29 protein-coding genes are annotated in these 25,462 nt (G+C 46.8%); 1 reads left to right on the top strand and 28 read right to left on the bottom strand.

All coding sequences use genetic code 11. The features are described from left to right. Positions 1 to 77 precede the first annotated feature (77 nt). The 17 genes from LKD42_RS07540 to LKD42_RS07620 all read right to left on the bottom strand — a co-directional run bounded on the left by LKD42_RS07540 (position 78) and on the right by LKD42_RS07620 (position 16,385). On the bottom strand, positions 78 to 1,457 hold the full coding sequence (locus LKD42_RS07540; RefSeq protein WP_248835298.1) for a phosphodiester glycosidase family protein: 1,380 nt from the start codon (positions 1,455 to 1,457) through the stop codon (positions 78 to 80). Between the two features lie 90 nt (positions 1,458 to 1,547). Continuing rightward, entirely contained in the window at positions 1,548 to 1,856 is a 309-nt protein-coding gene (locus LKD42_RS07545) for a hypothetical protein (RefSeq protein ID WP_248835299.1), read from the bottom strand. Positions 1,857 to 1,928: 72 nt separating this feature from the next. Continuing rightward, on the bottom strand, positions 1,929 to 3,215 hold the full coding sequence (gene hisIE, locus LKD42_RS07550; RefSeq protein ID WP_173866378.1) for a bifunctional phosphoribosyl-AMP cyclohydrolase/phosphoribosyl-ATP diphosphatase HisIE: 1,287 nt from the start codon (positions 3,213 to 3,215) through the stop codon (positions 1,929 to 1,931). After that, positions 3,215 to 3,802, bottom strand: coding sequence for an imidazoleglycerol-phosphate dehydratase HisB (hisB, locus tag LKD42_RS07555; RefSeq protein ID WP_022118561.1), 588 nt, complete (start codon positions 3,800 to 3,802; stop codon positions 3,215 to 3,217). The genes hisIE and hisB overlap by 1 nt, the downstream gene beginning before the upstream one ends. Further along, a complete protein-coding gene (gene hisD / locus LKD42_RS07560) occupies positions 3,795 to 5,102 on the bottom strand; it encodes a histidinol dehydrogenase (protein ID WP_248835300.1) in 1,308 nt (435 codons plus the stop codon). Before hisD ends, hisB begins: the two co-directional genes overlap by 8 nt. Positions 5,103 to 5,106: 4 nt before the next feature. Beyond that, the gene (gene hisG / locus LKD42_RS07565) at positions 5,107 to 5,754 is read right to left on the bottom strand and encodes an ATP phosphoribosyltransferase (RefSeq protein ID WP_248835301.1); all 648 of its coding nucleotides are present in this window, start codon (positions 5,752 to 5,754) and stop codon (positions 5,107 to 5,109) included. Beyond that, positions 5,751 to 6,980 (bottom strand): ATP phosphoribosyltransferase regulatory subunit, encoded by a 1,230-nt coding sequence (gene hisZ, locus LKD42_RS07570; RefSeq protein WP_248835302.1) that lies wholly within the window; start codon positions 6,978 to 6,980, stop codon positions 5,751 to 5,753. The genes hisG and hisZ overlap by 4 nt, the downstream gene beginning before the upstream one ends. A 195-nt stretch (positions 6,981 to 7,175) precedes the next feature. Then, entirely contained in the window at positions 7,176 to 7,709 is a 534-nt protein-coding gene (locus LKD42_RS07575) for a Holliday junction resolvase RecU (RefSeq protein WP_248835303.1), read from the bottom strand. Then, positions 7,682 to 8,680 (bottom strand): RluA family pseudouridine synthase, encoded by a 999-nt coding sequence (locus LKD42_RS07580; protein WP_248835304.1) that lies wholly within the window; start codon positions 8,678 to 8,680, stop codon positions 7,682 to 7,684. Before LKD42_RS07580 ends, LKD42_RS07575 begins: the two co-directional genes overlap by 28 nt. A 70-nt stretch (positions 8,681 to 8,750) precedes the next feature. Then, positions 8,751 to 9,326, bottom strand: a complete 576-nt coding sequence (locus LKD42_RS07585; RefSeq protein ID WP_022118555.1) for a hypothetical protein — start codon at positions 9,324 to 9,326, stop codon at positions 8,751 to 8,753. Positions 9,327 to 9,389: 63 nt separating this feature from the next. Then, positions 9,390 to 10,166 carry an SDR family NAD(P)-dependent oxidoreductase gene (locus LKD42_RS07590; protein WP_248835305.1) on the bottom strand — a complete coding sequence of 259 codons (777 nt, stop codon included), beginning with the start codon at positions 10,164 to 10,166 and terminating at the stop codon, positions 9,390 to 9,392. Between the two features lies 1 nt (position 10,167). Continuing rightward, positions 10,168 to 12,159, bottom strand: a complete 1,992-nt coding sequence (locus tag LKD42_RS07595; protein WP_248835306.1) for a YgiQ family radical SAM protein — start codon at positions 12,157 to 12,159, stop codon at positions 10,168 to 10,170. Then, entirely contained in the window at positions 12,156 to 12,884 is a 729-nt protein-coding gene (locus LKD42_RS07600) for a pseudouridine synthase (RefSeq protein WP_248835307.1), read from the bottom strand. The genes LKD42_RS07595 and LKD42_RS07600 overlap by 4 nt, the downstream gene beginning before the upstream one ends. Continuing rightward, complete coding sequence (locus LKD42_RS07605) at positions 12,881 to 14,263, bottom strand: RsmF rRNA methyltransferase first C-terminal domain-containing protein (RefSeq protein WP_248835308.1); 1,383 nt, start codon at positions 14,261 to 14,263, stop codon at positions 12,881 to 12,883. The genes LKD42_RS07600 and LKD42_RS07605 overlap by 4 nt, the downstream gene beginning before the upstream one ends. Positions 14,264 to 14,350: 87 nt before the next feature. After that, the gene (locus LKD42_RS07610) at positions 14,351 to 15,154 is read right to left on the bottom strand and encodes a GTP pyrophosphokinase (protein ID WP_147631247.1); all 804 of its coding nucleotides are present in this window, start codon (positions 15,152 to 15,154) and stop codon (positions 14,351 to 14,353) included. A gap of 84 nt (positions 15,155 to 15,238) precedes the next feature. After that, entirely contained in the window at positions 15,239 to 16,072 is an 834-nt protein-coding gene (locus tag LKD42_RS07615) for a M23 family metallopeptidase (protein WP_248835309.1), read from the bottom strand. Then, entirely contained in the window at positions 16,050 to 16,385 is a 336-nt protein-coding gene (locus LKD42_RS07620) for a hypothetical protein (RefSeq protein ID WP_248835310.1), read from the bottom strand. Before LKD42_RS07620 ends, LKD42_RS07615 begins: the two co-directional genes overlap by 23 nt. Between LKD42_RS07620 and LKD42_RS15500 the strand changes: the two genes are divergently transcribed. After that, on the top strand, positions 16,299 to 17,090 hold the full coding sequence (locus tag LKD42_RS15500) for a hypothetical protein (protein WP_408610694.1): 792 nt from the start codon (positions 16,299 to 16,301) through the stop codon (positions 17,088 to 17,090). The genes LKD42_RS07620 and LKD42_RS15500 overlap by 87 nt on opposite strands. Here LKD42_RS15500 and LKD42_RS07625 read toward each other — a convergent pair. From LKD42_RS07625 to LKD42_RS07675, 11 genes are all read right to left on the bottom strand, one after another. Then, on the bottom strand, positions 17,087 to 17,686 hold the full coding sequence (locus tag LKD42_RS07625; RefSeq protein ID WP_147631245.1) for an ATP synthase F0 subunit B: 600 nt from the start codon (positions 17,684 to 17,686) through the stop codon (positions 17,087 to 17,089). The two genes, LKD42_RS15500 and LKD42_RS07625, sit on opposite strands and share 4 nt — an antisense overlap. Positions 17,687 to 17,773: 87 nt before the next feature. Beyond that, complete coding sequence (gene coaD, locus LKD42_RS07630; RefSeq protein ID WP_022118546.1) at positions 17,774 to 18,265, bottom strand: pantetheine-phosphate adenylyltransferase; 492 nt, start codon at positions 18,263 to 18,265, stop codon at positions 17,774 to 17,776. Then, entirely contained in the window at positions 18,262 to 18,840 is a 579-nt protein-coding gene (rsmD, locus tag LKD42_RS07635; protein WP_022118545.1) for a 16S rRNA (guanine(966)-N(2))-methyltransferase RsmD, read from the bottom strand. The genes coaD and rsmD overlap by 4 nt, the downstream gene beginning before the upstream one ends. 110 nt (positions 18,841 to 18,950) lie before the next feature. Next, positions 18,951 to 19,616, bottom strand: a complete 666-nt coding sequence (gene phoU / locus LKD42_RS07640) for a phosphate signaling complex protein PhoU (RefSeq protein WP_022118544.1) — start codon at positions 19,614 to 19,616, stop codon at positions 18,951 to 18,953. A 14-nt stretch (positions 19,617 to 19,630) separates the two neighbouring features. After that, complete coding sequence (gene pstB, locus LKD42_RS07645; protein WP_022118543.1) at positions 19,631 to 20,389, bottom strand: phosphate ABC transporter ATP-binding protein PstB; 759 nt, start codon at positions 20,387 to 20,389, stop codon at positions 19,631 to 19,633. A 19-nt stretch (positions 20,390 to 20,408) separates the two neighbouring features. Then, complete coding sequence (gene pstA, locus LKD42_RS07650) at positions 20,409 to 21,284, bottom strand: phosphate ABC transporter permease PstA (RefSeq protein ID WP_147631243.1); 876 nt, start codon at positions 21,282 to 21,284, stop codon at positions 20,409 to 20,411. Continuing rightward, positions 21,274 to 22,218 (bottom strand): phosphate ABC transporter permease subunit PstC, encoded by a 945-nt coding sequence (gene pstC, locus LKD42_RS07655; RefSeq protein ID WP_173896250.1) that lies wholly within the window; start codon positions 22,216 to 22,218, stop codon positions 21,274 to 21,276. The genes pstA and pstC overlap by 11 nt, the downstream gene beginning before the upstream one ends. A gap of 29 nt (positions 22,219 to 22,247) precedes the next feature. Then, a complete protein-coding gene (locus tag LKD42_RS07660) occupies positions 22,248 to 23,192 on the bottom strand; it encodes a phosphate ABC transporter substrate-binding protein PstS family protein (RefSeq protein ID WP_248835326.1) in 945 nt (314 codons plus the stop codon). Between the two features lie 203 nt (positions 23,193 to 23,395). After that, the gene (locus LKD42_RS07665; protein ID WP_022118539.1) at positions 23,396 to 23,971 is read right to left on the bottom strand and encodes a xanthine phosphoribosyltransferase; all 576 of its coding nucleotides are present in this window, start codon (positions 23,969 to 23,971) and stop codon (positions 23,396 to 23,398) included. Between the two features lie 148 nt (positions 23,972 to 24,119). Continuing rightward, entirely contained in the window at positions 24,120 to 24,689 is a 570-nt protein-coding gene (locus LKD42_RS07670; protein WP_248835312.1) for a chromate transporter, read from the bottom strand. Further along, positions 24,686 to 25,255 carry a chromate transporter gene (locus LKD42_RS07675; RefSeq protein WP_248835313.1) on the bottom strand — a complete coding sequence of 190 codons (570 nt, stop codon included), beginning with the start codon at positions 25,253 to 25,255 and terminating at the stop codon, positions 24,686 to 24,688. Before LKD42_RS07675 ends, LKD42_RS07670 begins: the two co-directional genes overlap by 4 nt. Positions 25,256 to 25,462 lie beyond the last annotated feature (207 nt).

Here is a 25,462-nt window from a genome sequence, read left to right on the forward strand (position 1 = left end):
ATTCTATACTAATAACCTGCAAAATTCAACAGTTGTTTATATACTTTTATAAGTTTTATTCAGCTGTTCTTTACCTCTTATTCTTTGAACAGCAGGAAATCTCCACATGCCCGCTCTGCTCCGTCGGATGGATGGTTCAGCACCGTTCCGCGGTAAGCAAGGGTTGCTGATCCGCCGCCGTCCATATTGTAGGCGTAGGTACAGCCGTAGCTTTTGAAAATATTCTGCATCTCGGTTCTGGTAAGTCCGAGGGAACCGCCGATCCCTCTTCCGTCTGCAACGAGTAGAATGTAATGGCCTTTCTCTACCATACCGACGGCACTTCTTGGATCTTTATAGAACATCAGTGACCAGTCGTTTGCAGAATTTGCCATATTGTATGTAACTTTTTTGCCGTTTTCGATCAGCGGCGGTCCGAAATTGTAGCTGTCTTTTACGCCCATTTCCACCAGATCTTCGGCGGAAAGATGTACTTCCGGCGTAAACATGGTTCCGTCCCAGAGAACGGCACAGTTGGAATAGCTTGTACCGCCTGCACGGTTGTAGATCTTGCCTTTCTGGATCTTCACTGCATCAAAACAAGGTCTGCCGTCCGAATAGGAAAAAGCACTGGCATTGATGCCGATGATTGATTTGGTGCGTTTTACCGCATGCGAAGTCGTCTCTCTTGTTCCGCCATACGTCCCATAGGAAAATGCTGAAAACATCTGGTTTGGATTGTTGATCTTAATATCCGCAGTCCAGTAGCAGGTGCTGTACGCTCTGTGTTTGCGAAGGATGACTTTGAGCGTGGAAGTGCGGTACTCGATCTTGGTTGCTGTCAGGCGGCTTCCTGTGTTCATACGCTCGCCTTTGTACACCGAGCCGGTCGTGCTGGTCGGGTAATACCAGCCGCCTTTCTTTTTCCAGGAAGTACTCCGCTGTTTACCTTTTTTCGTAAAATAGTAGGTGGTATTCTTGATCTTCTGCCACTTGGTCAGACGCACACCGTTTTTATCCAGATAGTACTTATTGCCTTTGTACTTTAACCAGCCGGTTTTCTTTACGCCTTCTTTTGTATAATAATACCACTTTTTGTTGATCTTATACCAGCCGCCCTTGAATTTCTTGATCCACTTTCCGTTTTCACCGACAAAATATTTGCCGATCCACTTGTTTTTTTCCAGGGCTCCGTTGTCGCCGACGTGATAATTTCCAACCCATTTGTTGCGGATCAATCTGCCCAGCTGGTCAAAATAATAGTAATTTTTGCCGATCAGCTGCCATTTGCCGCGTACATTCTGCAGAGTAGATGGATCACAGTAGTACGTCTGCCCTTTTTCCTGTATCCAGCCGACCTTTTTGCCGTGTACCGTGCCTGCTGCCTGTGCCGAAAGACTTGCCGGAAATGCCATGCATGCCGCAAGTGCTGCCACAAGCAGTCTTTTTTTCATTTTTCCCCTTTGTTTATTCCCCATGTGGTTCCTCCTGATGCTTATATTACCTGTATTTATTTATGCTTTCTCCTGTTTCGCGAGTCTGAAATCCATGACGTTCTGACCCACATATTATTTTATTCTAACAGAATCTGCCACTTTCTGCAAGTCTATGCTCTGACTGACCGCCGTGACTGCCTCCCGGCTGTTATATCCAAAGATCGAACTGCCGCTCAAATGAAACTGCAAAAACAGTGCCAGCAGCAGCATTGCCGCCAGAAGGCGTGTAAAAAAAGAACTCCCGTTCTGTGAAAGTTCTTCTGTTTTTTCTGAAAAATCATTCACTTTTTCTGCCGTTTTCCGGTAAACCGGCATACGGCCGCTCTGCCGCCGCATCTTTTCGATCTGCCGTCTCTGCTCTTCACTTAAGCCTGTATGCATAAAAATCCCGCCTTTCTGCTATACGCTATGCAAAAAGGCGGGGTTTTATTCGGTTATATCAAAATCATACCCTTAGCGGTTTGCAAGCTCTCTGGTGATATCATCCCAAGTCACACCGCGTTCAGACATCAGTACCATCACATGGTACAGAAAATCGGAAATCTCGTACTTGATCTCCTCCGGATTCGGGTTTTTCGCTGCAATGATGATCTCCGTCGCTTCTTCTCCGACTTTTTTGAGGATCTTGTCAATGCCCTGTTCAAGCAGGTAGTTGGTGTAAGATCCTTCTTTCGGATGCTGTTTGCGATCCTCGATCAGCTTATAGAGATGGTCGAAAACGATCGCCGGATTGGTCTCATGGTAATCTTTCTTTAAGATCTCACGGTAGAAACAGCTGCGGTTCCCGGTATGGCATGCGGCACCGATCTGCTGCACCTTTGCCAGGATGGTATCGTTGTCGCAGTCGATGGAAAGCTGTTTGACATACTGGACATGTCCGGAGGTCGCACCTTTCTGCCACAGTTCGTTGCGGCTCCTGCTCCAGTAGGTCATCTTTCCGGACTCCACAGTCTTTTCAAAAGCTTCACGGTTCATATAAGCGACCATCAGCACTTCCAGATTTTTGTAGTCCTGCACAACAACCGGGATCATGCCGTCGGAGTTCAGTTTCAGCTCATTCCAGCTCATCTTGCTCTCGAACGTATTGATCTCAACGCCATGCTTTTTCGCTTCCAGCTTGGCTGCCATCAGATCTTCATTCAGATCAGAGAATGTATCTCCGCAGACACCGCAGATATTGTCGAGCATCAGAAGCTTCAGCAGGCCGTGACGGTCTGCACGTGTGGAAACCGGAAGTACCGGCACTTCTACAAGGCGGGCAGTTGTACGCACATCCACTTCATCGCAGAGCAGGATCACACGGGAGGTATATTCATTTACCCTCGCCTTGTTTGCCTGCAGCTGTGCAAAACTGTCTGTACAGATCGCGATTTTTTCTTTTCCGAAACGTTTGGATACTTCTTCTGTCAGGTCGATATTAGCTGCTTTGGCATAATTTAAGAAAACCTGCTGGCATCCTGCGTAGAGAAGCTTTTTCACATCTTCCAGATTTTTAATATGGCCGCCACCACTCATCGGGATATCGATCACCCGGCTGATCTGGCGGATCAGATTGAGAGACTGCTCGTGATCTGCATCGTCATCCGACAGATCAAAGATCAGAAGCTCATCTGCCCCGTTGTTGCTGTAATGCTGGGCAATACTCATCACATCGCCATCTTCAAGCAGTTCTTTTCCGTCAAATCCGGTCACTGCTTTCCCGTTTTTCAGATACATATGTACCACAATTTTCTTCTGCATTATAAACTTCCTTTCGTCGAAAGCACATCTGTAATGCGGCTATCCATTCCAACCGCCATGTCCAGTGCTTTCGCAAATGCTTTGAACATTGCTTCCATCATATGATGATTATTTCCGGGTGTCAAGACTTTTATATGCAGATTCATTGCTGCCGCATAGGAAACAGCATAGAAAAATTCACGTACCATTTCGGTGTCCATATCCCCGCATTTCGGTACGGTAAATACATCATCAAAGGATAAATACGGTCTTCCGCACAGATCGACGGCACACACGACCAGGCACTCATCCATCGGAAGAATGAAATGTCCGTAGCGTTTTATGCCTTTTTTGTCACCGACTGCCTCGCGGATCGCATTGCCGAGCACGATCCCGGTATCTTCGATCGTGTGGTGGGAGTCCACATAGAGATCTCCTTTTACGGAAAGTTTCATATCAAACAGCCCATGTCTGGTAAATCCGTCCAGCATATGATCAAAAAATCCGATGCCGGTACTGATCTTGGATTTTCCGCTTCCGTCAAGGGAAAGCGTCATTGCGATATCCGTTTCTTTTGTTGTCCGGGTGATGGTGGCTGTCCTACTCATTGGCATCTTCCTCTTCAAAACGGACACGGATCGAATTTGCATGTGCCGTCAGTTTTTCTGCCTCGGCAAACTGGATGATATCTTTGTGGATATCTTTGAGTGCCTCTCTTGAATAATAGATGATGCTGGAACGTTTGATAAAGTCATCTACGCCAAGCGGGGAGAAGAATTTTGCAGTTCCGTTGGTCGGCAGTACGTGGTTTGGTCCGGCAAAATAATCGCCCAGCGGTTCGCTGCTGTATTCTCCGATAAAGATGGCTCCGGCGTTGCGGATCTTCATCATTACTTCAAACGGGTTGGCCGTCACGATCTCCAGATGCTCAGATGCGATCTCGTTTGCAGTCTCAATCGCCTCGTCCATCGTCTCTGCAATCAGTGCGTAGCCATAATTGTCCAGTGATTTGCGGATGATCTCGCTTCTTGAGAGAGTTTTTAAATAGCCTTCGATCTCTTTGGAAACTTTATCTGCAAAGTCACGGCTTGTCGTTACCAGGATCGCAGAAGCCATCTCGTCGTGTTCTGCCTGAGAGAGCAGATCGGCTGCCACATAATGCGGATTGGCTGTCTCATCTGCCAGTACCAGGATCTCGCTCGGTCCGGCGATGGAATCAATGCTGACATGTCCGTAAACAGCTTTTTTGGCAAGTGCCACATAGATGTTTCCAGGACCTACGATCTTGTCTACTTTTGGTATACTCTCGGTTCCGAATGCCAGAGCTGCAATCGCCTGGGCACCACCCACTTTGTAGATCTCATCGGCTCCTGCCTCCATAGCGGCAACAAGTGTGGACGGATACACTTTTCCGTCCTTTCCGCAAGGGGTCGTCATGATGATCTTCTCCACACCTGCCACTTTTGCCGGTACAACATTCATCAGAACAGAAGAAGGATAAACTGCTTTTCCACCCGGAACATAGACACCGACTTTTGCAAGCGGCATGACTTTCTGTCCAAGCATGGTTCCGTCCGGTTTGCTGTCAAACCAGCTGTATTTTTTCTGTTTTTCGTGATATTCACGAATGTTGACCAGTGCTTTTCGGATAACATCCAGAAGAGACGGATCAACCTGTTCGTAAGCTTCGTCAATCTCTTCTTTTGTCACTTTGATGTTTCCGGCGTTGATATCGGCACCGTCAAATCTTTTCGTATATTCAAACACTGCCGCATCTTTGTTGTTTCGTACATTCTCAACGATCTCTGCCACAGCATCCTCGAATTCTCCATAGCTGCTCGGGCTGCGTTTCAGCAGATTCTCAAGCACGTTTTTTCTGGTTTCCTCTGTAAGTGCTATTGTACGCATTCTTTTATGCCTCCTGTTTGATCACAGATTTCAGATCTGTCAAAATCTTTGTAATTCTTTCATTTTCCATACGCATGCTCACCTGGTTGACTACCACTCTGGCAGATAACGGGCATATTTCTTCGAGTACGACCAGACCGTTTTCGCGAAGTGTGGAACCGGTCTCCACAATATCGACGATCACATCGGAAAGTCCGACGATCGGTGCCAGCTCGATAGAACCGTTCAGTTTGACGATTTCTACTGTCTGGTGTTTTTTATTATAAAAATAGTCTTTTGCAATATGCGGATACTTGGTTGCCACGCGGATCTGCTCATGATGTTTCAGAAGTTCTGCCGCAGACTGTGGTCCGCAGACGCACATCCGGCATTTTCCGAATCCAAGATCCAAAACTTCATACAGTTTCCGCTGTTCTTCCAGGATGGTATCTTCGCCTACGATACCGATATCAGCCGCACCGTATTCGACATAAGTCGGCACATCCGGTCCTTTTGCAAGAAAGAAACGCAGTTTCAGCTCTTCATTGACAAAGATCAGTTTTCTGGAATCTTTGTCCTTCATCTCCTCGCAGGTGATCCCAATTTTCTCAAACAGCTCCAGTGTTTTCTTTGCGAGCCGTCCTTTTCCCAGTGCAAATGTCAGATATCTCATTCTTTTTCCTCCTGCGGTTTCACTGTCTGTACGTTTCCGTCCGCTGCAAAATAAACAACCTTTTCCAGTGCATTGCGTTTCGCATAGGCGCTGTAGAAAGAAAGCGGATAACCTTCTATTCTTCTCATCAGAGCTGCCTTTCCTCCGTCCCTGCGGATCTGAATGGATGCTTCGATCGCCTGATCACGGACGAAACTGTCATAGAGAACCAGCGTCGGTCCTTCTTCGACCGGAACCGCAATCTTCTGTCTGGAAAGTGCATTTAAAAGCTCATCTGCCTGCACGACAAATCCGATCGATGCTGCCGGCTTTCCAAAGTATCCCATCAGCTGATCATAGCGACCTCCTTTTACAACGGCATCTCCCGTTCCGAACGTGTAGGCACGAAACAGTACGCCGGTATAATAACCGTAGCTTCCAAGCATACCAAGGTCAAAGGAAATATATTTCTCATATCCATATTTGCGGATGATCTCATACAGTTTACGCAGGCGGGCGATCGCCGCCAGAGCCTGTGTATTATCCGTCATACTCTCTGCCTGATCGAGCACTTCGATGTTTCCGAACATCTGCGGAAGGCGTTTGAACAGGTTCGTCAGCTTTTCATTCATGTTCCGCTCTTCGAGCAGTGTCTCGACACCGAAATTGTTTTTGTTGGTGATCAGTCTGCGAAGTTCCTGCTCGGTAGCTTTGTCAACACCGGCCTCTGCAAGCAGGCTCTGGAAGAACTCTACATGTCCGATGCTCACCTGAAATTCGGTAAGTCCGGCTGCCAGCAGCATCTCTACGATCATTGCCGTGATCTCGGCATCGGCTTCCACGCTGCCGTCCCCGATCAGCTCCGCACCGAGCTGTGTCATTTCTTTTAAATGTCCCTGAAGGCTTGAGTTGTTTACAAACGTATTTCCCATGTAAGAAAGTCGGACACCCAGTTCCTCATTGGAAAAATATTTTGCATAGGCTCTGGCGATCGCCGGTGTCATATCTGGGCGAAGTACAAGGGTGTTTCCCTCGCGGTCAAAAAATTTATACAGATCTTTGGACGGAGTCGTTCCGATCTCTCTGCTGAATACATCAAAATATTCAAAGGTCGGTGTCTCAATATCACAGTAACCGTAACCCTCTACGACTCTGTGCAGTTTCTGTAAAAGTGCTTTCTTTCTGGCGTACTCTCCGCTGTAAATATCACGCACGCCCTCCGGTGTGTGCAGCAGTCTCTGTTCCATAGGTTCCTCCATTCTCCTCTGCCCTTGCTCTTTGTGAGAATATGCAATAATCCCGTCATGTAAATATCGGCATTACCGTATAAAATCATGCATTAGATCCTTCAAATTCTCCATCTGTTTCACTTTATTGTATTAACGTGTTACCTAATTATCATGCAAAATCAGATGTTATTATATGCTCAATTCTGATTTCTGTCAATCCCTGGCATCCAAATCTTTTTGAATCGCTTCCAGATACGGTACAAATACGCCGTGTCCGGCTTCAATCTGATAGGAAAGATCTACTTCTTCAAAACGGAAACTTTTGCGTCCTCCATTCTGTGCCCGTTCCCAGAAGCGTATCATATCCCTGAACGGAAGATATAAGATCAGATTTCTTCCGGTATAATAGATCAGCAGAAAGGCGATCCCGCCCTGTTTTTCAAAATCCTGCATAAAAGCGACCTGATGCGGATGGATATTCTGGAGAGCAAAGGTATCTGACGCACATTCTTTTGCATCAAAGCAGACCGGGATCCCCTGCACTGCCCCGATATAATCGACCGTACTTTTCTGATCAAAATACGCCAGCGTGATATGACGCTTTTCTTTGTCGATCTTGATCGGCGTGATCGGAGTCGGGATCTTCTGGATCAGTGCCAGCCCTTTCTCGCGATACTGTTCGTTCGTGCGGTTGATCAGTTCCTCAAGTGCGGACCCTCTTAAACCTCTGGAATTCCATGTTCCCATGTTCCAAGTCCTCTTTTCTGTGCAATACTCACAAACTGCTTCGGTGCCGGAGCGTAGATGCTTTTACCGGAAAGTCCTTCAAAATCACCGGAAAGCTCTGGAAATACCAGATGCCAGGCATGCAGAAGCTGCATGTGAAGTCCGTACCCGGAAGTCAGTTTTTTATTCAACACTGCGTCTCCGTATTTCGGATCACCGAAGATCGGATGTCCCATATAGGACAAATGGGCACGGATCTGATGCGTGCGTCCTGTCAGAAGCTCGATCTCCAGAAGCGTCTCCTGCCCATTGTCTGCAAGCGGACGATATTTTGTGTGGATTGGTCTAGCATCCTTTGTCTCGTTTTTGAAAATTCTGACCTGGTTGGTCTTTTCGTTTTTCAGAAGCCATCCTCTGACATCCTGTTCTTCTTTGATCACGCCTTTTACAATACAAAGGTAATATTTGTGCAGGGTACGTTCTTTGAAAAGCCCGGAGAGTATCTGCAAACCCTGCAGCGTCTTGCCCGCTGCCACGATTCCGCTCGTATTGCGGTCCAGACGGTTGCACAGGGACGGCCGGAATGTTTTTAACATTTCTTCGGTCACTTCGCCGGTATCCAGAAGATGGGAAATCAGATGCTCCACCATGGAAATATCGCCTTTTTCCGCCTTCTGCGAGAGCATCCCTGCCGGCTTGTTGATCAGCATGACCTGCTCATCTTCATAGAGAATATCCAGCTTTGCCCCGGTATGTACGGCTCTTTTTTTCTTTTCCCGGAATCCTTCGATCGTCTCTTCGGAGAGAAACAGTTTCACTGTATCTCCCTCTTCCAGTTTTTCATTTCCTGCTGCTTTTTTACCGTTCAGCGTGATGTTTTTCTTTCGCATCATCTTATAGAAAAAGCTTTTCGGTGCCAGTTCCATATATTTTGCGAGAAATTTATCAAAACGCTGCCCTGCCTCGTACTTTGAGATCACAAGTTCTCTCATTGCTTTTCCTTTCCCGGTATTTTACTGTTGTCAGGCGGATATTCGCAATCCTCTTTGCTGCCTGATTTTGTTAAAGTACGATCGCACGCAGCACGTCGCAGATATATTCTGCCTTCCGGCTGCCCGTCGTCTCATGTTCACTCTGTTTCTGGTTCATCTGCTTTAACTGATCCAGAAAACGTTTTTCCTCTCGGAACAGTTTCACACCGACCGATTTACATTTATTGTTCTTTAAAATCTCCCGGATGTGTTCTTCTCCAAACGAAAGATCCGCTTTTTCACTGCTCACATAACCGATCACCTGCGTCCCGCTCACGGCAACTGCATCGACCGGAACTGTTTTCTGATAAGCAGTAAAGGTCATATCATATAAGATCCGTACATTTTCGTTTACCTGCTCGATCTTTTCTTTTAATGCTTCCGATGCCGGTTTTTGCATCAGCATCATGATAAACCCGGTTGCTGCTCTGGCTGCCGGGATACACCCCATGATCGCCACAAAGGTAAACATATTCAGCCTTGTCTTTGTGATAAAAAGCCCGGTCAGAAAAATGATGATCGGGATTGCGAACATCACCAGCGTGATCAGTCCGCGTTTGATTTTCTGGGATTTGATATACCCAAATTCTCCTTTGTCTCTCTTCATGATTTCCTCCAGTTGTTTCCGATTCACAGTCGGTCCTTTCACAGAGTCTGGCTGCCGGTTGCGTTATGGTTTAAAAAATATGGCAGTCAGGTCAATAATCAGACGATGCGGCAAAATCTTGCACGCAAGAAACAACGCTTTCATCGACCATCCGTAAATGGACAATGCCCGCCCGCAGGCCGCATCATAAACGGCCTTTTCCACGACAGGCTTTGGATCTGCCATAGATTTTTTCTTAAACAGCGGCATTTTATGGTATTTCTCGGCTCCTTCAAAAAAAGCCGTGTCCACCGGTCCCGGGCACACACAGGTCACGGTGATACCTTTTTTTCGCACTTCGCTTCGCAGTGCTCTGGAAAAGCTCAGCACATAAGCTTTTGATGCTGCATAGACGGCAAATCCCGGCTGCGGCACAAACGCCGATGCCGATGCCATCTGAATGATATGGCTGCCTTTCTCCATATAAGGAAGGCACAGATACGTGACGGTCATCAGTGCTTCGTCGTTCAGCCTCGTCGTCTGCTGATGCTCCGGAAGTGTGATCTCTTCAAATGTTCCGATCCGTCCCATTCCGGCGGCATTTACCAAAATCTTGACCCGGACATCCTCCGCAAAGAGCCTGCATCTTAACCGCTTCTGCTGTGCTTCCTGCAAAAGATCCAGCGGCAGAAGCACGATCTTTGTCCCAAAACATTCCTGCCACATCTCTTTTTGCAGATGCCTTGCAATCACCCAGATTTCATCGAGTCTGCGGTACTTGTCCATGATCTGCTGTACAAATGCTCTTCCCATACCGGAAGAGGCTCCCGTTACAATGGCAATCTTTTTTCTTTCTGACATATCACTTCTTCTTTCTGTTATGCGTGTTGCGGATTGTCTTCTTTTTGCCTGTCGGACGCTCTTTTGCAGTATTTCGTCCATTTTGATTGCTGCTGTTTCCTGTATTTTTTCTGCCTGCGTTTTTGCCACCCATGTTTCTGTCATCTTGTCCCCGGCGATTTTTATCCGTGCCCTGATAATTTTGACGATTTTTATCCGGACGCGGGCGGATCAGACATTTGGCGTCAAATCCGATCAGGTCGCTGCGGTGTGCCTTTAACAGTGCCTCTTTGACCAGCTCATAATTGGCCGGATTGCGGTACTGGATCAGAGCTCTCTGCATCGCTTTCTCATGCGGATTTTTCGGAACGTAGACCGGCTCCATCGTCCGCGGATCGACACCGGTATAGTACATACAGGTCGAGATCGTGGACGGTGTCGGATAAAAGTCCTGCACCTGCTCCGGCATATAGCCAAGATCACGGAGATATTCTGCCAGTTCCACAGCTTCTGTCAGGGAACAGCCCGGGTGAGAGGACATCAGATACGGCACCAGAAACTGGTTCATACCCTCCTGTCTGTTGAGCTGTTCATATTTTTTAACAAATTTCTGATAAACAGCATGCTCCGGTTTGCCCATCTTTGCGAGCACTTTGTCCGCCACATGTTCCGGAGCCACTTTGAGCTGTCCACTGATATGGTATTTGACCAGTTCCCGGAAGAAGCTCTCATCCTTATCTGCCATCAGATAATCAAAGCGGATACCGGAACGGATAAACACTTTCTTGACTTTCGGGATCTTCCGCAGTTTACGCAGCAGGATCAGATAATCTTTGTGGTCTGCCCGCATATTCTGGCACGGTTTTGGAAACAGACATTGTTTGTTCGGACACACGCCCTTTTTCAGCTGTTTTTCGCATGCCGGATGGCGAAAGTTGGCGGTCGGTCCGCCGACATCGTGGATATAGCCTTTGAAATCCTTATCTTCCGTCATCTGTTTCGCTTCTTCGATAATGGACTCATGCCCTCTCGTCTGGATGATCCGTCCCTGATGGAACGTCAGTGCACAGAAACTGCATCCGCCAAAACAGCCGCGGTTGCTGACCAGGCTGAATTTGACTTCCGAGATTGCCGGAACGCCGCCCCTGGCATCGTAGGACGGATGCCAGGTTCTTTTATAAGGCAATGCATAGACATCATCCATTTCCATCTGCGTAAGTGGTTTTGCTGACGGATTCTGCACAATATAAAGATGCTCTCCGTAAGGCTCCGCAAGCCGCTTTCCGGCAAATGCGTCGGTATTACAGTACTGTGTATAAAAACTTCTGGCATACCAGAGTTTGTCTTCTTTTAATTTTTCATAGGACGGCAGCACGATCGTATCGACGGCTTCATCCAGCATCCTTGTTTTGTAAACGGTTCCCGCAATAAACGTGATATCGCGTACATGGATTCCCGCATCCAGTGCTTCCGCAATCTCTATGATGCTGTGTTCTCCCATCCCATAAGAGATCAGATCTGCCCCCGAATCCAGCAAAATGGAGCGTTTCAGGCTGTCCGACCAGTAATCATAGTGGGCGAGTCTGCGAAGACTCGCCTCGATCCCGCCAATGATGATCGGGGTATGCTTGTAGGTGCGGCGGATCAGGTTGCAGTAGACGATCGTAGCATTGTCCGGGCGTTTTCCCATCACACCGCCCGGTGTGTAAGCATCTTTCTGTCTTCTTTTCCTGGAAACCGTATAATGGTTGACCATGGAATCCATGTTTCCGGCCGACACCAGAAATCCAAGACGCGGCTTCCCTAAAATGGAAATACTCTTTTCATCCTTCCAGTCGGGCTGTGAAATGATCCCCACCCGGAAGCCATGTGCCTCCAGAAGCCGACTGATGATGGCATGTCCGAACGACGGATGGTCCACATAGGCATCTCCGATCACATAGACAAAATCCAGCTGCTCGATCCCTCTCTCTTCCATATCTTTTCTGGAAACAGGCAAAAAATCTGTGCTCATTCTTTTTCCTTTCTTGGCGGCTGTAAAAGTGCCGCAATCTCTTCTTCGGTCAGTTTGCGGAACGCTCCTTTTTCCAGAGCCGGATCCAGCTTAAGGCTTCCCATGGAAAGTCGTTTCAGATAGATCACTTTGCAGCCGATCGCCTCAAACATCCGTTTGACCTGGTGGTAACGTCCTTCGCAGATCGTGACTTTCGCTTCGGAAATCTCTCCCGACGAGAGGATCTCAAGGTCCGCCGGAAGAGTCTTCTTTTCATCTCCGATGTCCAACCCTTCCTTGAATCTGTGGATATCTTCTTCATGGATCTGCCCGGTCACTCTCGTAAAATAGCATTTATCCACATGTTTTTTCGGGGAAAGCAGACGATGAGCCAGCTCTCCGTCGTTTGTGACAAGAAGCAGTCCTTCCGTGTCTTTGTCCAGCCTTCCGACCGGGAACAGATCCTTTTTCTGCTGCAAAGTAATCAGATCCATGACGGTCTTTTCTTTTTTATCTTCGGTTGCGGTGACCACACCTGCCGGTTTGTGCAGCATCAGATAGCAATGCTCTTCATAATATACTGGTTTTCCGTTTAGCGTGATCTGCTCGTTCCCCAGTACTTTTCTCTTTGCCTGCTTTTCGGTGATACCGTCCACCTGGACAAGTCCCTTTTTCAGGAATTGTTTCACCTGGGAGCGACTTCCCTCGCCGGCAAGTGTCAGATACTGATCCAATCGATAACTCATGACTGCATTCTCCATCCTGCATAATACTTGTTTTTTAAGATACCGCCGGCCGCTTTGCCCCAGCCAAGCCCGTAACCGTCCACGCAGACCAGTACCCAGCCTTTTTCGTTTTCCGCCTCTGTGTCGGATAAATCCAGGGTCTCTCCTTTTAAGTAACGGATCACACGCTCATCGTCCCCTTTAAAAGAGACGCTCTTCTTAAAATCTTCTGCTTTTAAGCACATGGCAAGAGCCTGCGACGGCTCAAACCGCTTTTTCTTCTGATCTCCAAGATAAAGCCCGGTGCGAAGATAACGGATACCCCGTTCGATCTTCGTCCCTTCCGGAAGCAGATAGATGCGTTCTTTCTGAACTTCCGTTTTTCCGGATAAAGGCTTTGTTATCTGCTGCATAAATACTGCAAATTCCGGGCAGTCCTTGAGGTCAGACACCGGTGTTTTTTTGCTTTTCGCCGGTTTTTTCAGACATTTTTCACTCTGTTCTTCGCCGTCGGTGCGTTTTCCAAGCAGAGCCGCAAAATGACCTTCGCCCGGTGCCAGATGCGGGAAAATGCGGATACAGTTCTCAAATCCTTCTTTTTTTCCATGGGAGAAATATTCATCCCATTCTGGCATCAGAAGTTCCATATCCGGCCGCTCCTGCAAAAGATAAGCGATGTTTTCTTCGTTTTCTTTTACAGAAAATGTACAGGTCGAATACAGGAGCATTCCGCCCTTTTTCAGCATATCCGCCGCATCGAGCAGCAGCTTTCTCTGGATCGGCACATAGTAATCCGGTCCTTTTTGCAGCCAGTCTTTTACCATTGCCTTATCCCGGCGGAACATCCCTTCTCCGGAACACGGTGCATCGATCAGGATCTTGTCAAAATACGCCGGATAAGCTTTTTTGAGCTTATCGGACTCTTCACTTGATACAAACAGATTCGAAATGCCAAAAAGCTCCAGATTCTTTAAAAGCCCTTTGGCCCTAGAATTGCTGATGTCATTTGCAAGCAGCATGCCTTTTCCTTTTAATTTTGCACCAAGCTCCGTCGCCTTGCCGCCCGGAGCCGCACAGAGATCCAGCACAAAATCGCCCGGCTCTACCGGAAGGTGTGATGCCGGGATCATCGCACTTGGCTCCTGCACATAATAAAGCCCCGCATAATAATATGGATGCTTTGTCACCGTCTGCTTTTCATCAAAAGCAAAGCCGTTCTCACACCACGGTACACATTCAAGAGAAATATCTGCCTTCTGCCTGAAGGTTTCCGGTGCGATCTTCGCGGTATTTACACGAAGTCCCTGTCTGGTTTTCTGCTCAAAACTTGCAAGATATGCCTCATACTGATCACCGAGCAGTTCTTTCATCTCTTCTAAATAATTTGAAGGCAGTTCCATCTTTTTATCCTTTCTTGTTTCTTATTATTTGCTTTTCCTATACCACATCTGCTCAAAAATGCCTCTGACATTCTTCATACATCAAGATCACTTAAATGCCTGCACATGGTAACCTTCTGTGATATTGTCCAGATCGCTGTGAAAACGACGCAGCTGTTCCAGATCCTTTGTCTCATAGATCCGGTAAAACTCATCCTGGATCTTGACAAGTTCCCGTTTGTTGGCAATCGTATACAGATTCTGGATATTATTTAAAATATCTTTGACCAGATTCGTCTGGATCTGGCAGGAATTCTGTGCATCCATGATCTCGCTGCGTACCGTTGACATCTCATTGTCCAGCACAATGATCGCATCGGCAACGCGGCTCAGTTTCTCCCGGATGTGATCCGGCATATGCTGTTTATATTTATACTGAAGCGAATGTTCGATCGTAGACCAGAAATTCATCGCCAGAGTACGGATCTGGATCTCCACGCGGATGGTCTTTGTTCCGGAAAAGGTCTCCACCGGGTAAGACACGATCATATGGTAACTGCGGTAACCGCTCGATTTCATATGATTGATATAGTCCTTTTCCGTAACGACCTGCATATCGGAGCGGTTTCTTATAAGATCTGCCACCTTCTCAATATCCTCCACAAACTGGCAGATGATGCGGATGCCTGCGATATCATCCAGCTGTTCTTCAATCTTGTCAACTTCAATGTTTTTCTTCTGTGCTTTATCTAAAATACTGGAGATCGATTTGACTCTGCCGCAGACCTGCTCCATCGGCGAGTACATACCCCGATCCTGGTACTCTTTGATCAGATGATTAAATTTTACCAGCAGTTCCTCCACCGCCAGCTCATATGGATTTAAAATATCCTTCCATAACTGTATTTCCATAAAAACCACTCCTCCTACATTACTTACCGTCCTTCCTCAGTCAGACCAGTATAGCATAATTTTTCCTTTTTTCCAACTGTCACCTCAAGGTTCTCCCTCCAGACCTTTTAAGATCCAGTAAGGATCGACACTGACTTCCTGCCCGTCTGCCGTCTGTATGTAAATGCCAAAATGCAGATGTACGGCAAACTGACCGACCGTGCCCTCTTCTCCGTAACCGCTGTCCCCCATATAGCCCAGCATTTCGCCGGCTTCTACTGTTTTCCCTTCTTCCATCCTCGGTGCATATTCCGAGAGATGGGCATAATAAAAGTAACCGCCCTGTTCACTGCGGATTCCGATCCGCCATCCGCCCTTTTGAAGCCATCCCATATGCTCAACCGTCCCGGCTGTGGCAGAAAATACCGGATAAAACCCTCTCTGATTTGTCGGCGGCATCAGATCCGTCCCCTCATGCCCCCGTTTGCCGCCGTAGGTGCGTTCTTCCATCCAGGAATCCTCATAAGATACCCTGCATTTTACTGGAAAGCAGACAAGATCATCCCATACCGCACAGAACGCATTTTCCAGCATCTCATATTGTTTCGGGCGATAACGGTACATCCACTTCGCCGTCTGCTGCAGCTCATCGATCGTCGGCATTTTCTTTGGAAAAGACGCCTGAGCACCCGCAAAAGCAAGTGCCAGCAGTTTTCCTTTCGAAAGTCCGCTCTGTTTCTGAAGTTCTGCTGTTTCTTCCTGCAAGCTGCCGCCTGCCTGCATAGAACGGAAATGTTCCATTTCAATGACTCTGTCATGCAGAGCATATTTTCTCTTTTCATGATGGAATATCGCCATTCCGACAAAAAGAACAAGCACTGCAAGGAACAGAAAACAGATCCTTTTTCTAATCGTATCATCCGGTCGCTTTTTCTTCATCCGAAGCTCCCCTCACAAATGCTGTCTTATTTTTATATGCATATGTTTTTGAATTGATGCATACGATACGCAAAAAGAGGAATTTTTTATGAAATCTTTCTTTTCTTCGCTTCTTGGTGCTACCCTGTTTGTGATTCTGCTGTTTTTCCCTGGTCTGGTCTTTGAAGGTGCAAAAATGGGACTGAACCTGTGGTTTTTCACTCTGGTTCCCACCCTTCTGCCGTTCATGGTCTTTTCCAACATCCTGATCCAGAGCCGCCTGATTGAACATCTTCTCTTCCTGCCCGGACTTTTTACCCGAAAATATCTCCATCTCTCCCCGGCCGGGCTTTATGCGTTCCTGTGCGGCTTTTTTTTCGGTTATCCTTCCGGTGCCAAAATTCTTGCCGATCTTTTAAAAACCGATCAGATCGATCCAAAGGAAGCTTCCATGCTCTTCGGTTTCTGCAACAACGTAAGTCCGGCTTTTCTTATCACCTATTTTCTGACACTGCACTTAAAACACCCGGAGAAAGCCGGGATCACCGTCTCTTTTCTGTACATAATACCTGCTTTTGTCTGTCTGATGGCATTTTTCTTTTGCGGCAGTTCCTTTTCTCTCCGTGAAAAAAAGACATCGAGTCCCGTGCTTTCTCTTACACTGCTTGATGCCTGCCTCCAAGATGCCCTCTCAGTCCTGTTAAAGCTTGGCGGTTATATTATATTGTTTGCTGTCTTATCCAATGTGATCACACACATACCCCGCATACGTGCAGAAAGTGCCGCTTTTTTCTCCTGCTTTCTGGAAATTACAGGCGGAATCCCTGCCGTCACTGCCGCATTTGCTTATCCGCAAAGTTATGTGATATTGCTCCCGTTTCTGGCTTTTGGCGGTCTTTGCTCTTTCATGCAAACAGGGAGTGTCATAAAAGACACCCCCTTATCTCTTCGTAGCTATTTTTTTACCAAAATACTGCTCGCTCTGCTGATATTTCTGTGTGAAATACTCTGCATTACGCTGCTTCCGGGCCTTTTTTAAGCCTCGTCGTCATCGTAATCCGCATCCTGCTGCGGTGCTGCATAAGATGCAGGGTTTCCGCCCGGTGACAGCTCGCGTCTGTTCTTGTTTACGATATCGTAGCAGGACTGGATCGAATTGATGAAAGTATTGTATTTCTCGCCTGCTGCATCGATCGTATGGCTCATGATCTTTTCCAGATTTGCCAGCATCTCATCGGTGTACTGCAGTGCACCCATACGGATGTTGTTGGCATCGGTTGTTGCATTGTCCATGATCTCCTGTGCCTGCTGGTTGGTGTTCTCCAGCAGCTCATTGGACTGTGCATATGCCTGCTGCATAACTTCACTTTCCGTAACCATCTGCTGTGCCTGTGTCTTTGCGTCTGCGATGATCGCATCTGCTTTGGACTGTGCGTCTGCCAGGATCGCATCTTTGTTGCTGATGATCTTCTGGTAACGTTTGATCTCATCCGGTGTCTTCATACGAAGCTCACGCAGAAGCTCTTCCAGTTCTTCTTTATTTACCACGATCTTTGTAGAAGAGAGTGGCTGGAATTTACAACTGTCTACATACTCCTCGATTTCTTCAATAATCTGCTCAATTCTGCTGCTCATCGTTATCACTCCTATTTTTTATTCTGATTTCTGGTTCTAGTTCTAATTTAAAGATGCCTTACGGATTGTTTTGTACTTCGCACTTTCTCAATCCTGCTTTGACACTTCCATTTTTTGATATATCTTCTCAATCACCGACTCCGGCACAAATTTGGAGATATCGCCATGGTAGCTGGCGATCTCTTTGACCGTTGTCGAACTTAAGTAGGCATATTCCAGACTGGTCGATAAGAAAATCGTATCAATATCTGAGCGCAGGATGCGGTTGGTCTGCGACATCTGCAGTTCGTAATCAAAATCGGTGATCGCCCGCAGACCCCTCACCATAAACTGTGCTCCGCAGTTCCTTGCAAAATCTACGGACAGACCATCAAATGCCTTTATTGTCACATTTCCGATATCCTTGGTGACATCAGCTAATATATTAACACGTTCTTCGGCAGAAAACAACGGCGTTTTTGCACTATTTGTCAGCACACCGACGATCAGTTCATCCACCAGAACAGCGGAACGACGGATGATATCAAGATGTCCGAACGTAACCGGATCAAAACTTCCAGGGTAGACAGCTCTTCTCATAACTCCTTTTTCTCCTTCTCTATAAACATATGAACATTTGTCTTATATTCTTTGCGTTTCAGTACACGGAACCCAAATTCCTTAAGATAGGAAAAATCAGTCTCCAGAGATGCCTCTATAATGATCAGGGTACGCTCATCTGCCACTTTGCTGTCTTTTAAGCAGGAAAGGACTCGCTTTTCCAGCTCCTGGTTGTAAGGAGGGTCCATAAAAATGACACCAAAGCTCTCCTTGCCGTCCTCGATCTCACGTCTCAGACGATCCAGTGCAGCAAAAACATCTGACTGCACAACAAAAGCATCCGCGTCCAACCTAGTAAACTTCAGGTTTTCGCGGATGCAACACACTGCGGCAGGATTTTTTTCCACAAAGACTGCTTCCTTTGCTCCTCTGCTGAGTGCCTCAATTCCTATCGCACCGCTCCCGGAAAACAGATCCAGAAAACGGATACCGTATAGTTCATCCTGTATCATATTAAAAAGCGTTTCTTTAATCCGGTCCGTGGTCGGTCTGGTCTCCATTCCGGGAACCGTCTTAAGTGCCAGTCTCCTGGCTTTGCCTGCGATAACTCTCATAATTTCTTCCTTTGTTCTGTGTTTTTTCTATTATAAAGGTTTTCACACTTCACGTCAAGCCGAAAAAACAGGAAAACAACGGAAGCAAGCAGCATTTGTGAGCTCATGTATCAAAGGATTCTTTCGTTTTTGATGCTTCCGGTCTCTTTAAATACTTCCCACTCTGAGATATTGACTGCATGGTCACCGATACGTTCCAGATATTTTGCAACCATCAGAAGATCCACACAGGCATCGGTGTCTTTTTTGCCTTCTTTCAGGCAGGCAACCAGTTCCTCTTTCACCTGGTTGAAAAGGTCATCAATCTTATCGTCTCTTTTATAAAATTCTTTTGCCTGCTCTTTATCTCTTGCCATAAAAAGCTCTACCCCATCACAGAGGATCTTTCTGGTCTCTTCGAGCATCTCCGGCATGGACGGTGCATACTCTTTGTAGCTGATACCGTTCAGACGCACTGCCATATCTGCGATATCCGCTGCATGGTCACCGATACGTTCCATGTCACCGACTGCTTTCATAACAGAAGATACGATACGCAAATCACTTGCCAGCACCGGCTGCTGCCTGGTCAGAAGCAGCAGACATTCTGCTTCAATCTTACGCTCCATCTCATTGATCTTACGGTCATTTTTCTGGATTCTGTCCAATTCTTCCAGATCATTAAGTGCAATCGCTGAGAGCAGATCTGCAAAAGCCTGCTGAATCCCCTTTCCCATGGCATCCATGTTTTCGCGAAGAGTCTCCAGTTCGTGTTCAAAATTCATTCTCACTGACATTGTTTTTCCCCCAATCAACCAAAACGTCCTGTAATATAATCTTCGGTCCTCTTATCCTGCGGTCTCGCAAAGATGTCATCGGTATGGTTAAACTCGATCACTTCTCCTACCAAGAAGAATGCGGTGTCATCCGATACACGTGCTGCCTGCTGCATGTTATGGGTGACAACAACAACCGTATATTTTTTCTTCAGCTCTACCATCAGCTCTTCAATTTTTAAAGTAGAGATCGGATCAAGTGCCGATGTCGGCTCATCCATTAAAAGCACGTCCGGCTGTACGGCCAGTGCTCTTGCAATACAGAGACGCTGCTGCTGTCCGCCGGAAAGCCCCAGTGCTGATTTTTTCAGGCGGTCTTTTACCTCATCAAAGATCGCTGCTCCACGCAGACTCTCTTCCACGATCTGATCGAGTGTCGCTTTATCTTTAATGCCATGGATCCTCGGTCCATAAGCGATATTATCATAAATGCTCATCGGGAATGGATTTGCCTGCTGAAATACCATACCCACTTTTTTTCGAAGCAGTGTGGTATCTGCCTTCGGACTGTAGATATCTTCTCCGTCAATCAGGACTTTTCCTTCTATTTTTACGTTCTCAACCAGGTCATTCATACGATTTAAGCACTTCAGAAAGGTGGATTTACCGCATCCGGACGGACCGATAAATGCAGTGATCGCATTTTCCCGAATCTCCATATTGACATGTTTTAACGCATGATTCGTTCCGTAGTGCAGGTTCAGATCCTGCACACTGATTTTTGTATTTTCCATGGTGATGCTCCTCTTTCTTTTATTTCATCCGCGTTACATCGAAACGCTTCGCCAGATATTTTGTCAGGAAATTGATGCACAGTACGATCACAAGAAGTACAAATGCAATTCCAAACGCTACATTATATTCCGCTTTTGAGCTGCTAAGATACAGCTGGATCGTCAAAGTTCCGCCCGGCTGCAGGATCTTGGAAAGCCATCCTCCCGCTTTCGGGAGCAGATAACCGCTTCCAGCCGTAAAGAGCAGGGCTGCCGATTCTCCGACGATACGTCCGATCGCCAGAATCACTCCGGTGATGATACCGGGCATGGCAGACGGAAGCAGGATCGTGCGGATCATATGCCATTTTGTTGCTCCCATGCCAAGTGCTCCGCTCCGGTAAGAATCCGGAACCGTACGCAGAGCTTCCTGCGTGTTTCGCGTGATCAGTGGCAGGATCATAAGGCTCAAAGTCAGAGCACCGGTCAGCAGAGAATAACCAAGGTGCAGCGTTGTTCCAAAAAATACGCTTCCGAAAAGTCCGAAAATAATCGACGGGATACCGGAAAGTGTCTCGGTTGTAAATTCAATGATCCTTACAATCTTGCCCGGTTTGGCATACTCATTCAGATAAATGGCACTTCCCACACCGATCGGCGTTGCGATCACCAGCGTGATCACAATGATATACAGCGTATTGACAATATTTCCGGCAATGCCGACCGTTCCTTTTCTTGCACTTGTTACCGTTGTCAGAAACTCCAGGCTTACACTTCCGATTCCTCTTACCGTTACATAACAGATGATCATCAGAAGAACAGAAACTGCTATGGCTGCTGACAGATAAATGCATCCGTACAGGAACTTGTCCATGCCATGTGTTTTTTTATTATAAATTGAATTCTCACTTTGCATCGTCGTCTATTCCCTTCTTCAGTATCCGTGTCAGAACCACATTGATCAGCATGATGAATACAAACAGCACCAGACCGATCGTGAATAAAACCTGTCTGTGTAAATCTGCTGCATATCCCATTTCACTTACGATCGCTGTTGTCAGAAAGCGAACCGAATTGAATGGGAACGGCGGATTTACCGAACTTCCTGCTACTAAAGTGATCGCCATCGCTTCACCGATCGCTCTTCCTGTTCCAAGTACGATGGCTGTAATGATACCGGATTTTGCCGCCGGGATCATCACCTTGAAAATAGTCTGGATATGGGAGGCTCCCAAAGCCAGCGATGCTGATTTCAGATTCTGCGGTACTGCTTTCAGTGCAGACTCACTGATATTTATTACCGTTGGGAGGATCATAATTGCCAGTACGATCACAGCTGAAATCAGGTTCGCTCCTCCGGTGAACTGGTGTGTTTTTGAATTTTGAAAGAGAAACAGCTCCAGTTTGTACATTACCGGATTGAGCACCAGGATGCCGACCAGTCCGTAAATAACCGAAGGAATGCCTGCCAGAAGTTCCACCGCCGGTTTTACAACGGCTGCCAGTTTTTTCGGTGCAGCTTCCGCAAGAAAGACTGCGGTCAGAATACCGATCGGCACACCGATCAGGATGGCAAGTGCCGTTCCTACGATCGATGTGAGGATAATGTACAGGATACCGTAGGATGGCGTTGCCGCCGTCGGTGCCCAGACACTTCCAAAGAGAATGTCAAGGAGACCGACTTTGAAAATCGCAGGGGTTCCGCTGATGATCATGTAGAGTGTGATCGAAAAGACTGCCGCAACTGCAACGACCGAACATATGGTAAATATGATCTGTGCCGTTGTTTCTACCGCCGAGCGGGATCCTTTTGCACTTAAAATACTGAATTTGCTTTTCTTATCTTCCATTCTTTACACCAAGCCTTCGTTTTTTCCAGTTAGTCTACAGTGATCAGACCTACGGAGCTGATCAGATCTTTTCCTTCTGCGGAAGAAAGATAGTCAAACAGTGCCTGTACCGGTTCGCTCTGTTCTGAGATCTCTCCTTTTGTCGCCATAACAAACGGGCGGCTCAGGAAATAATTTCCTGCTTTGATGTTTTCTGCTGTCGGCTCTACACCTTCCAGTTTCAGGGCTTTTACCGTGTCATCCAGGACATCCAGAGATACGTATCCGATGGAGCCCGGTGTGGAAGCTACTTTTGCCATAACAGCTCCGGTGCTGTCCAGTTCGCTTGCATATGTACATTTATCTGCAACATCCAGCAGTTCTTCAAAAGCTCCTCTCGTACCGGAACCTGCTTCACGTCCGATCACAACAATCGGCGCGGAGTCTCCGTCTACATCTGCCCAGTCTGTGATCTCACCTGTGTAGATCTGTGCCAGCTGTTCTTTTGTCAGATTCTCTACTTTTGTATCCGGATTTACTACAACTGCAATACCGTCGATCGCTACGATGTTTTCTACTGCACCATTCTGTTTTTCACTGTCTTCCAGTGCACGGGAAGAGTTTCCGATATCTACGCTTCCGGAAAGAAGGGATTCAATACCTGCGGAAGATCCGGTAAATTCTGCATTTACGGTTACATTCGGATATTTCTCCATGAAAGCTTCTGCAACGGCGTTTGCCAGTTTCTCCATAGAAGTACTTCCTGCCATGGTAATGCTGCCGCTCAAATCTGCGGAAGCTTCACTTGCTGCCTGTGTATCTTTGGCACTGTCTGCAGTGCTTTCAGCCGCCTGGCTTCCTGCCTCTGTCTGTGCTGCGTTTGTATCTGCCTTTGTCTCTGTTGTCGTGCCTGACTGTCCGCATGCTGCCAGACTTGCTACTGTCACTGCACAAATTCCTGCTAAAGCTGTCAATTTCTTAAGGTTCTTCATAATAATAATCTCCTCTCCTGACCCGCTGTGCCGTTTTCGTTTTATTTTTACCAGTTTTTCATTCGGCATCTGTCAGTTTCTGATTTTTCTGTTCTTTGTGAACAACCTTAAGATAACACAAAACCAGCCCACAAAAAGCATGGGCTGGTTAATCCTTGGTTATGTTTTTGTAAAGAAAATCTGCAATTGTAAAGAAATCGTAAAGCTTATCGGAATACGATCTCTCCGGTTTTTTCATCCATACTCTCTACGATAGCGAGAGATTCCAGGTGTACTCCCTGATCACGCAGGGCATCGCCGCCTGGCTGGAAGCCTTTCTCGATCACGATACCGGCTCCGACCAGCTGTGCACCGGAATCTTTTACGATCTGGATCAGTCCCTCCATTGCCTTTCCGTTTGCCATAAAGTCATCGATCAGCAGCACTTTGTCATCCGGTCCGAGAAACTCCCTGGAAACGATGATGTCGTAGATTCTTCCGTGAGTATAGGACTCCACCTGTGTGGTATAGACATCTCCTGCGATATTTTTGGTCTGCGTCTTCTTTGCAAAGACAACCGGAACGTTGAAAACTTCGGCAACAACACAGGCAATACCGATACCGGATGCCTCGATCGTCAGGATCTTTGTGATCTCTTCCCCTTCAAATCTGCGTTTGAACTCTTTTCCGATCTCACGGAACAGGGATACATCCATCTGATGATTCAAAAAGCTGTCCACTTTCAGCACATTGCCTTCTCTAATCTTACCGTCTTTTCTGATTCTGTCTTTGAGTATCTGCATTTCTTTATCCTCCATCATCGTTTCGTTCATTTTATTTTGATATACATCATCAGTTTTTTCAATTTTACCCTCTATAGCCTTAAATGTCAATGTACAGAAAATGTATTTTGATCCACAACGGTGAAGCCACTGAACAATTACCAGAATTTTACAAAATCTTCTGACCTTCTGCCAGCAAAACTTTCAGAATACCGGCCAGAAACATAACGGTCACCGGATTCATTTTACATTTCCGAAGCAGCACGATGCAAAGGCCGAACAGAATCACCATGCCCCAGTCGGTATCCGGCAGACGGATCACAGTCTGTCCGTTCCAGAAGGCAGAAACCAAGATGGAAATGCTGGCCGATGCGATCAGTGCGATCACTGCCGGACGCAGGGAAGAAAGAATACCATGAAGTGCTGCGAGCTTTTGATATTTTAAATAGAAGTAAGCAATAAATGTAACCAAAATACAGGACGGCAGAATACATCCAAACGTTGCAATCAGAGCTCCCGCAAGCCCTGCCGTGTTCATTCCGACAAACGTAGCTGCATTTGTGGCGATCGGACCAGGTGTCATCTGCGAGATCGTGACAAGATCTGCGAACCCTTTCCCATCTAACCAGTGATACGTGTCCACTACCTGGTGCTGTATCAGAGGCATTGCCGCATAACCGCCTCCAAAACTGAACATTCCAATCTGAAGAAATGCAAAAAATAATTTCAGATAAATCATGATATTTTCCTCTTTCCGTACTTTGAACGTAAAAATCCCAACAGACCGCTTGCGATCACAATGTATACAACATTGACTTGAAACACCGTTGCCGCCAGAAAGGCAGCTGCCATAATGATCCAGGAAATGGCATCTTTTTGTTTTGCCACCTCACCCGCCATCTCATATACCACAACAGCGATCACTGCCCCGACTCCGGCCTGCATGCCAAGCAGCATCTGGCTTACAATAAAATTTTTGCAGAAGATCTGATAACAGACCGAGATTGCCGCAATGATTACAAACTGTGGAAGCAATGTCCCAAAGACGGCTGTCACCACGCCGGTAAGCCCTGCCAGCTTATAGCCGACTGCGATTGCTCCGTTCACTGCCACAGCTCCCGGTGCCGACTGTGCGATCGCCACCAGATCCAGCATCTCATTCTCATCGATCCAGTGATACTCATCAACAAATTTCTTTTTCATCAGACTCACGATCACATAGCCTCCGCCAAACGTGAATGTACTGAGATAAAACGTAGACAGAAAAAGTTTCCATAAGACAGTTTTTTTTGATTTTGACTCCATATCTATACCTCTTTTGTGCTTTTTATGCTTAAAAGGATGTCACAACGAAAAGTCTGAAATCACGATGTACCTGTGCAGAAATAATGTTATGACTTGATGACCTGATCAGGCATCCCCTGACAATTTTAGCACATCTTCTTTGCAAAATACATCTTTTTACATAATCTTTACGTTTCCCTTCGTGACGGATCATTCCTCTTTTTCCTC

The sequence above is a fragment of the Hominisplanchenecus faecis genome (assembly GCF_020687205.1).
Taxonomy (GTDB): Bacteria; Bacillota; Clostridia; order Lachnospirales; family Lachnospiraceae; genus Hominisplanchenecus; species Hominisplanchenecus faecis.

What these genes read in the sequence shown, in the direction of transcription:
- LKD42_RS07625 (WP_147631245.1), bottom strand. Translation starts at nt 17,686, where the DNA reads ATGAGCAGCAGAATTGAGCAGATTATTGAAGAAATCGAGGAGTATGTA.
- hisIE (WP_173866378.1), bottom strand. Translation starts at nt 3,215, where the DNA reads ATGCAGAAGAAAATTGTGGTACATATGTATCTGAAAAACGGGAAAGCA.
- pstC (WP_173896250.1), bottom strand. Translation starts at nt 22,218, where the DNA reads ATGGAAGATAAGAAAAGCAAATTCAGTATTTTAAGTGCAAAAGGATCC.
- LKD42_RS07540 (WP_248835298.1), bottom strand. Translation starts at nt 1,457, where the DNA reads ATGGGGAATAAACAAAGGGGAAAAATGAAAAAAAGACTGCTTGTGGCA.
- phoU (WP_022118544.1), bottom strand. Translation starts at nt 19,616, where the DNA reads ATGTCAGTGAGAATGAATTTTGAACACGAACTGGAGACTCTTCGCGAA.
- pstB (WP_022118543.1), bottom strand. Translation starts at nt 20,389, where the DNA reads ATGGAAAATACAAAAATCAGTGTGCAGGATCTGAACCTGCACTACGGA.
- hisZ (WP_248835302.1), bottom strand. Translation starts at nt 6,980, where the DNA reads ATGGAACAGAGACTGCTGCACACACCGGAGGGCGTGCGTGATATTTAC.
- coaD (WP_022118546.1), bottom strand. Translation starts at nt 18,265, where the DNA reads ATGAGAAGAGCTGTCTACCCTGGAAGTTTTGATCCGGTTACGTTCGGA.
- LKD42_RS07580 (WP_248835304.1), bottom strand. Translation starts at nt 8,680, where the DNA reads ATGAGAGAACTTGTGATCTCAAAGTACGAGGCAGGGCAGCGTTTTGAT.
- LKD42_RS07585 (WP_022118555.1), bottom strand. Translation starts at nt 9,326, where the DNA reads ATGAAGAGAGACAAAGGAGAATTTGGGTATATCAAATCCCAGAAAATC.
- LKD42_RS15500 (WP_408610694.1), top strand. Translation starts at nt 16,299, where the DNA reads ATGGTCTTTTCCAACATCCTGATCCAGAGCCGCCTGATTGAACATCTT.
- LKD42_RS07545 (WP_248835299.1), bottom strand. Translation starts at nt 1,856, where the DNA reads ATGCATACAGGCTTAAGTGAAGAGCAGAGACGGCAGATCGAAAAGATG.
- LKD42_RS07605 (WP_248835308.1), bottom strand. Translation starts at nt 14,263, where the DNA reads ATGGAACTGCCTTCAAATTATTTAGAAGAGATGAAAGAACTGCTCGGT.
- LKD42_RS07595 (WP_248835306.1), bottom strand. Translation starts at nt 12,159, where the DNA reads ATGAGCACAGATTTTTTGCCTGTTTCCAGAAAAGATATGGAAGAGAGA.
- hisB (WP_022118561.1), bottom strand. Translation starts at nt 3,802, where the DNA reads ATGAGTAGGACAGCCACCATCACCCGGACAACAAAAGAAACGGATATC.
- pstA (WP_147631243.1), bottom strand. Translation starts at nt 21,284, where the DNA reads ATGCAAAGTGAGAATTCAATTTATAATAAAAAAACACATGGCATGGAC.
- LKD42_RS07670 (WP_248835312.1), bottom strand. Translation starts at nt 24,689, where the DNA reads ATGATTTATCTGAAATTATTTTTTGCATTTCTTCAGATTGGAATGTTC.
- hisG (WP_248835301.1), bottom strand. Translation starts at nt 5,754, where the DNA reads ATGAGATATCTGACATTTGCACTGGGAAAAGGACGGCTCGCAAAGAAA.
- hisD (WP_248835300.1), bottom strand. Translation starts at nt 5,102, where the DNA reads ATGCGTACAATAGCACTTACAGAGGAAACCAGAAAAAACGTGCTTGAG.
- LKD42_RS07575 (WP_248835303.1), bottom strand. Translation starts at nt 7,709, where the DNA reads ATGGGAACATGGAATTCCAGAGGTTTAAGAGGGTCCGCACTTGAGGAA.
- LKD42_RS07610 (WP_147631247.1), bottom strand. Translation starts at nt 15,154, where the DNA reads ATGGAAATACAGTTATGGAAGGATATTTTAAATCCATATGAGCTGGCG.
- LKD42_RS07600 (WP_248835307.1), bottom strand. Translation starts at nt 12,884, where the DNA reads ATGAGTTATCGATTGGATCAGTATCTGACACTTGCCGGCGAGGGAAGT.
- LKD42_RS07620 (WP_248835310.1), bottom strand. Translation starts at nt 16,385, where the DNA reads ATGGAGATATTTTCGGGTAAAAAGTCCGGGCAGGAAGAGAAGATGTTC.
- LKD42_RS07665 (WP_022118539.1), bottom strand. Translation starts at nt 23,971, where the DNA reads ATGCAGATACTCAAAGACAGAATCAGAAAAGACGGTAAGATTAGAGAA.
- rsmD (WP_022118545.1), bottom strand. Translation starts at nt 18,840, where the DNA reads ATGAGAGTTATCGCAGGCAAAGCCAGGAGACTGGCACTTAAGACGGTT.
- LKD42_RS07590 (WP_248835305.1), bottom strand. Translation starts at nt 10,166, where the DNA reads ATGTCAGAAAGAAAAAAGATTGCCATTGTAACGGGAGCCTCTTCCGGT.
- LKD42_RS07615 (WP_248835309.1), bottom strand. Translation starts at nt 16,072, where the DNA reads ATGAAGAAAAAGCGACCGGATGATACGATTAGAAAAAGGATCTGTTTT.
- LKD42_RS07675 (WP_248835313.1), bottom strand. Translation starts at nt 25,255, where the DNA reads ATGGAGTCAAAATCAAAAAAAACTGTCTTATGGAAACTTTTTCTGTCT.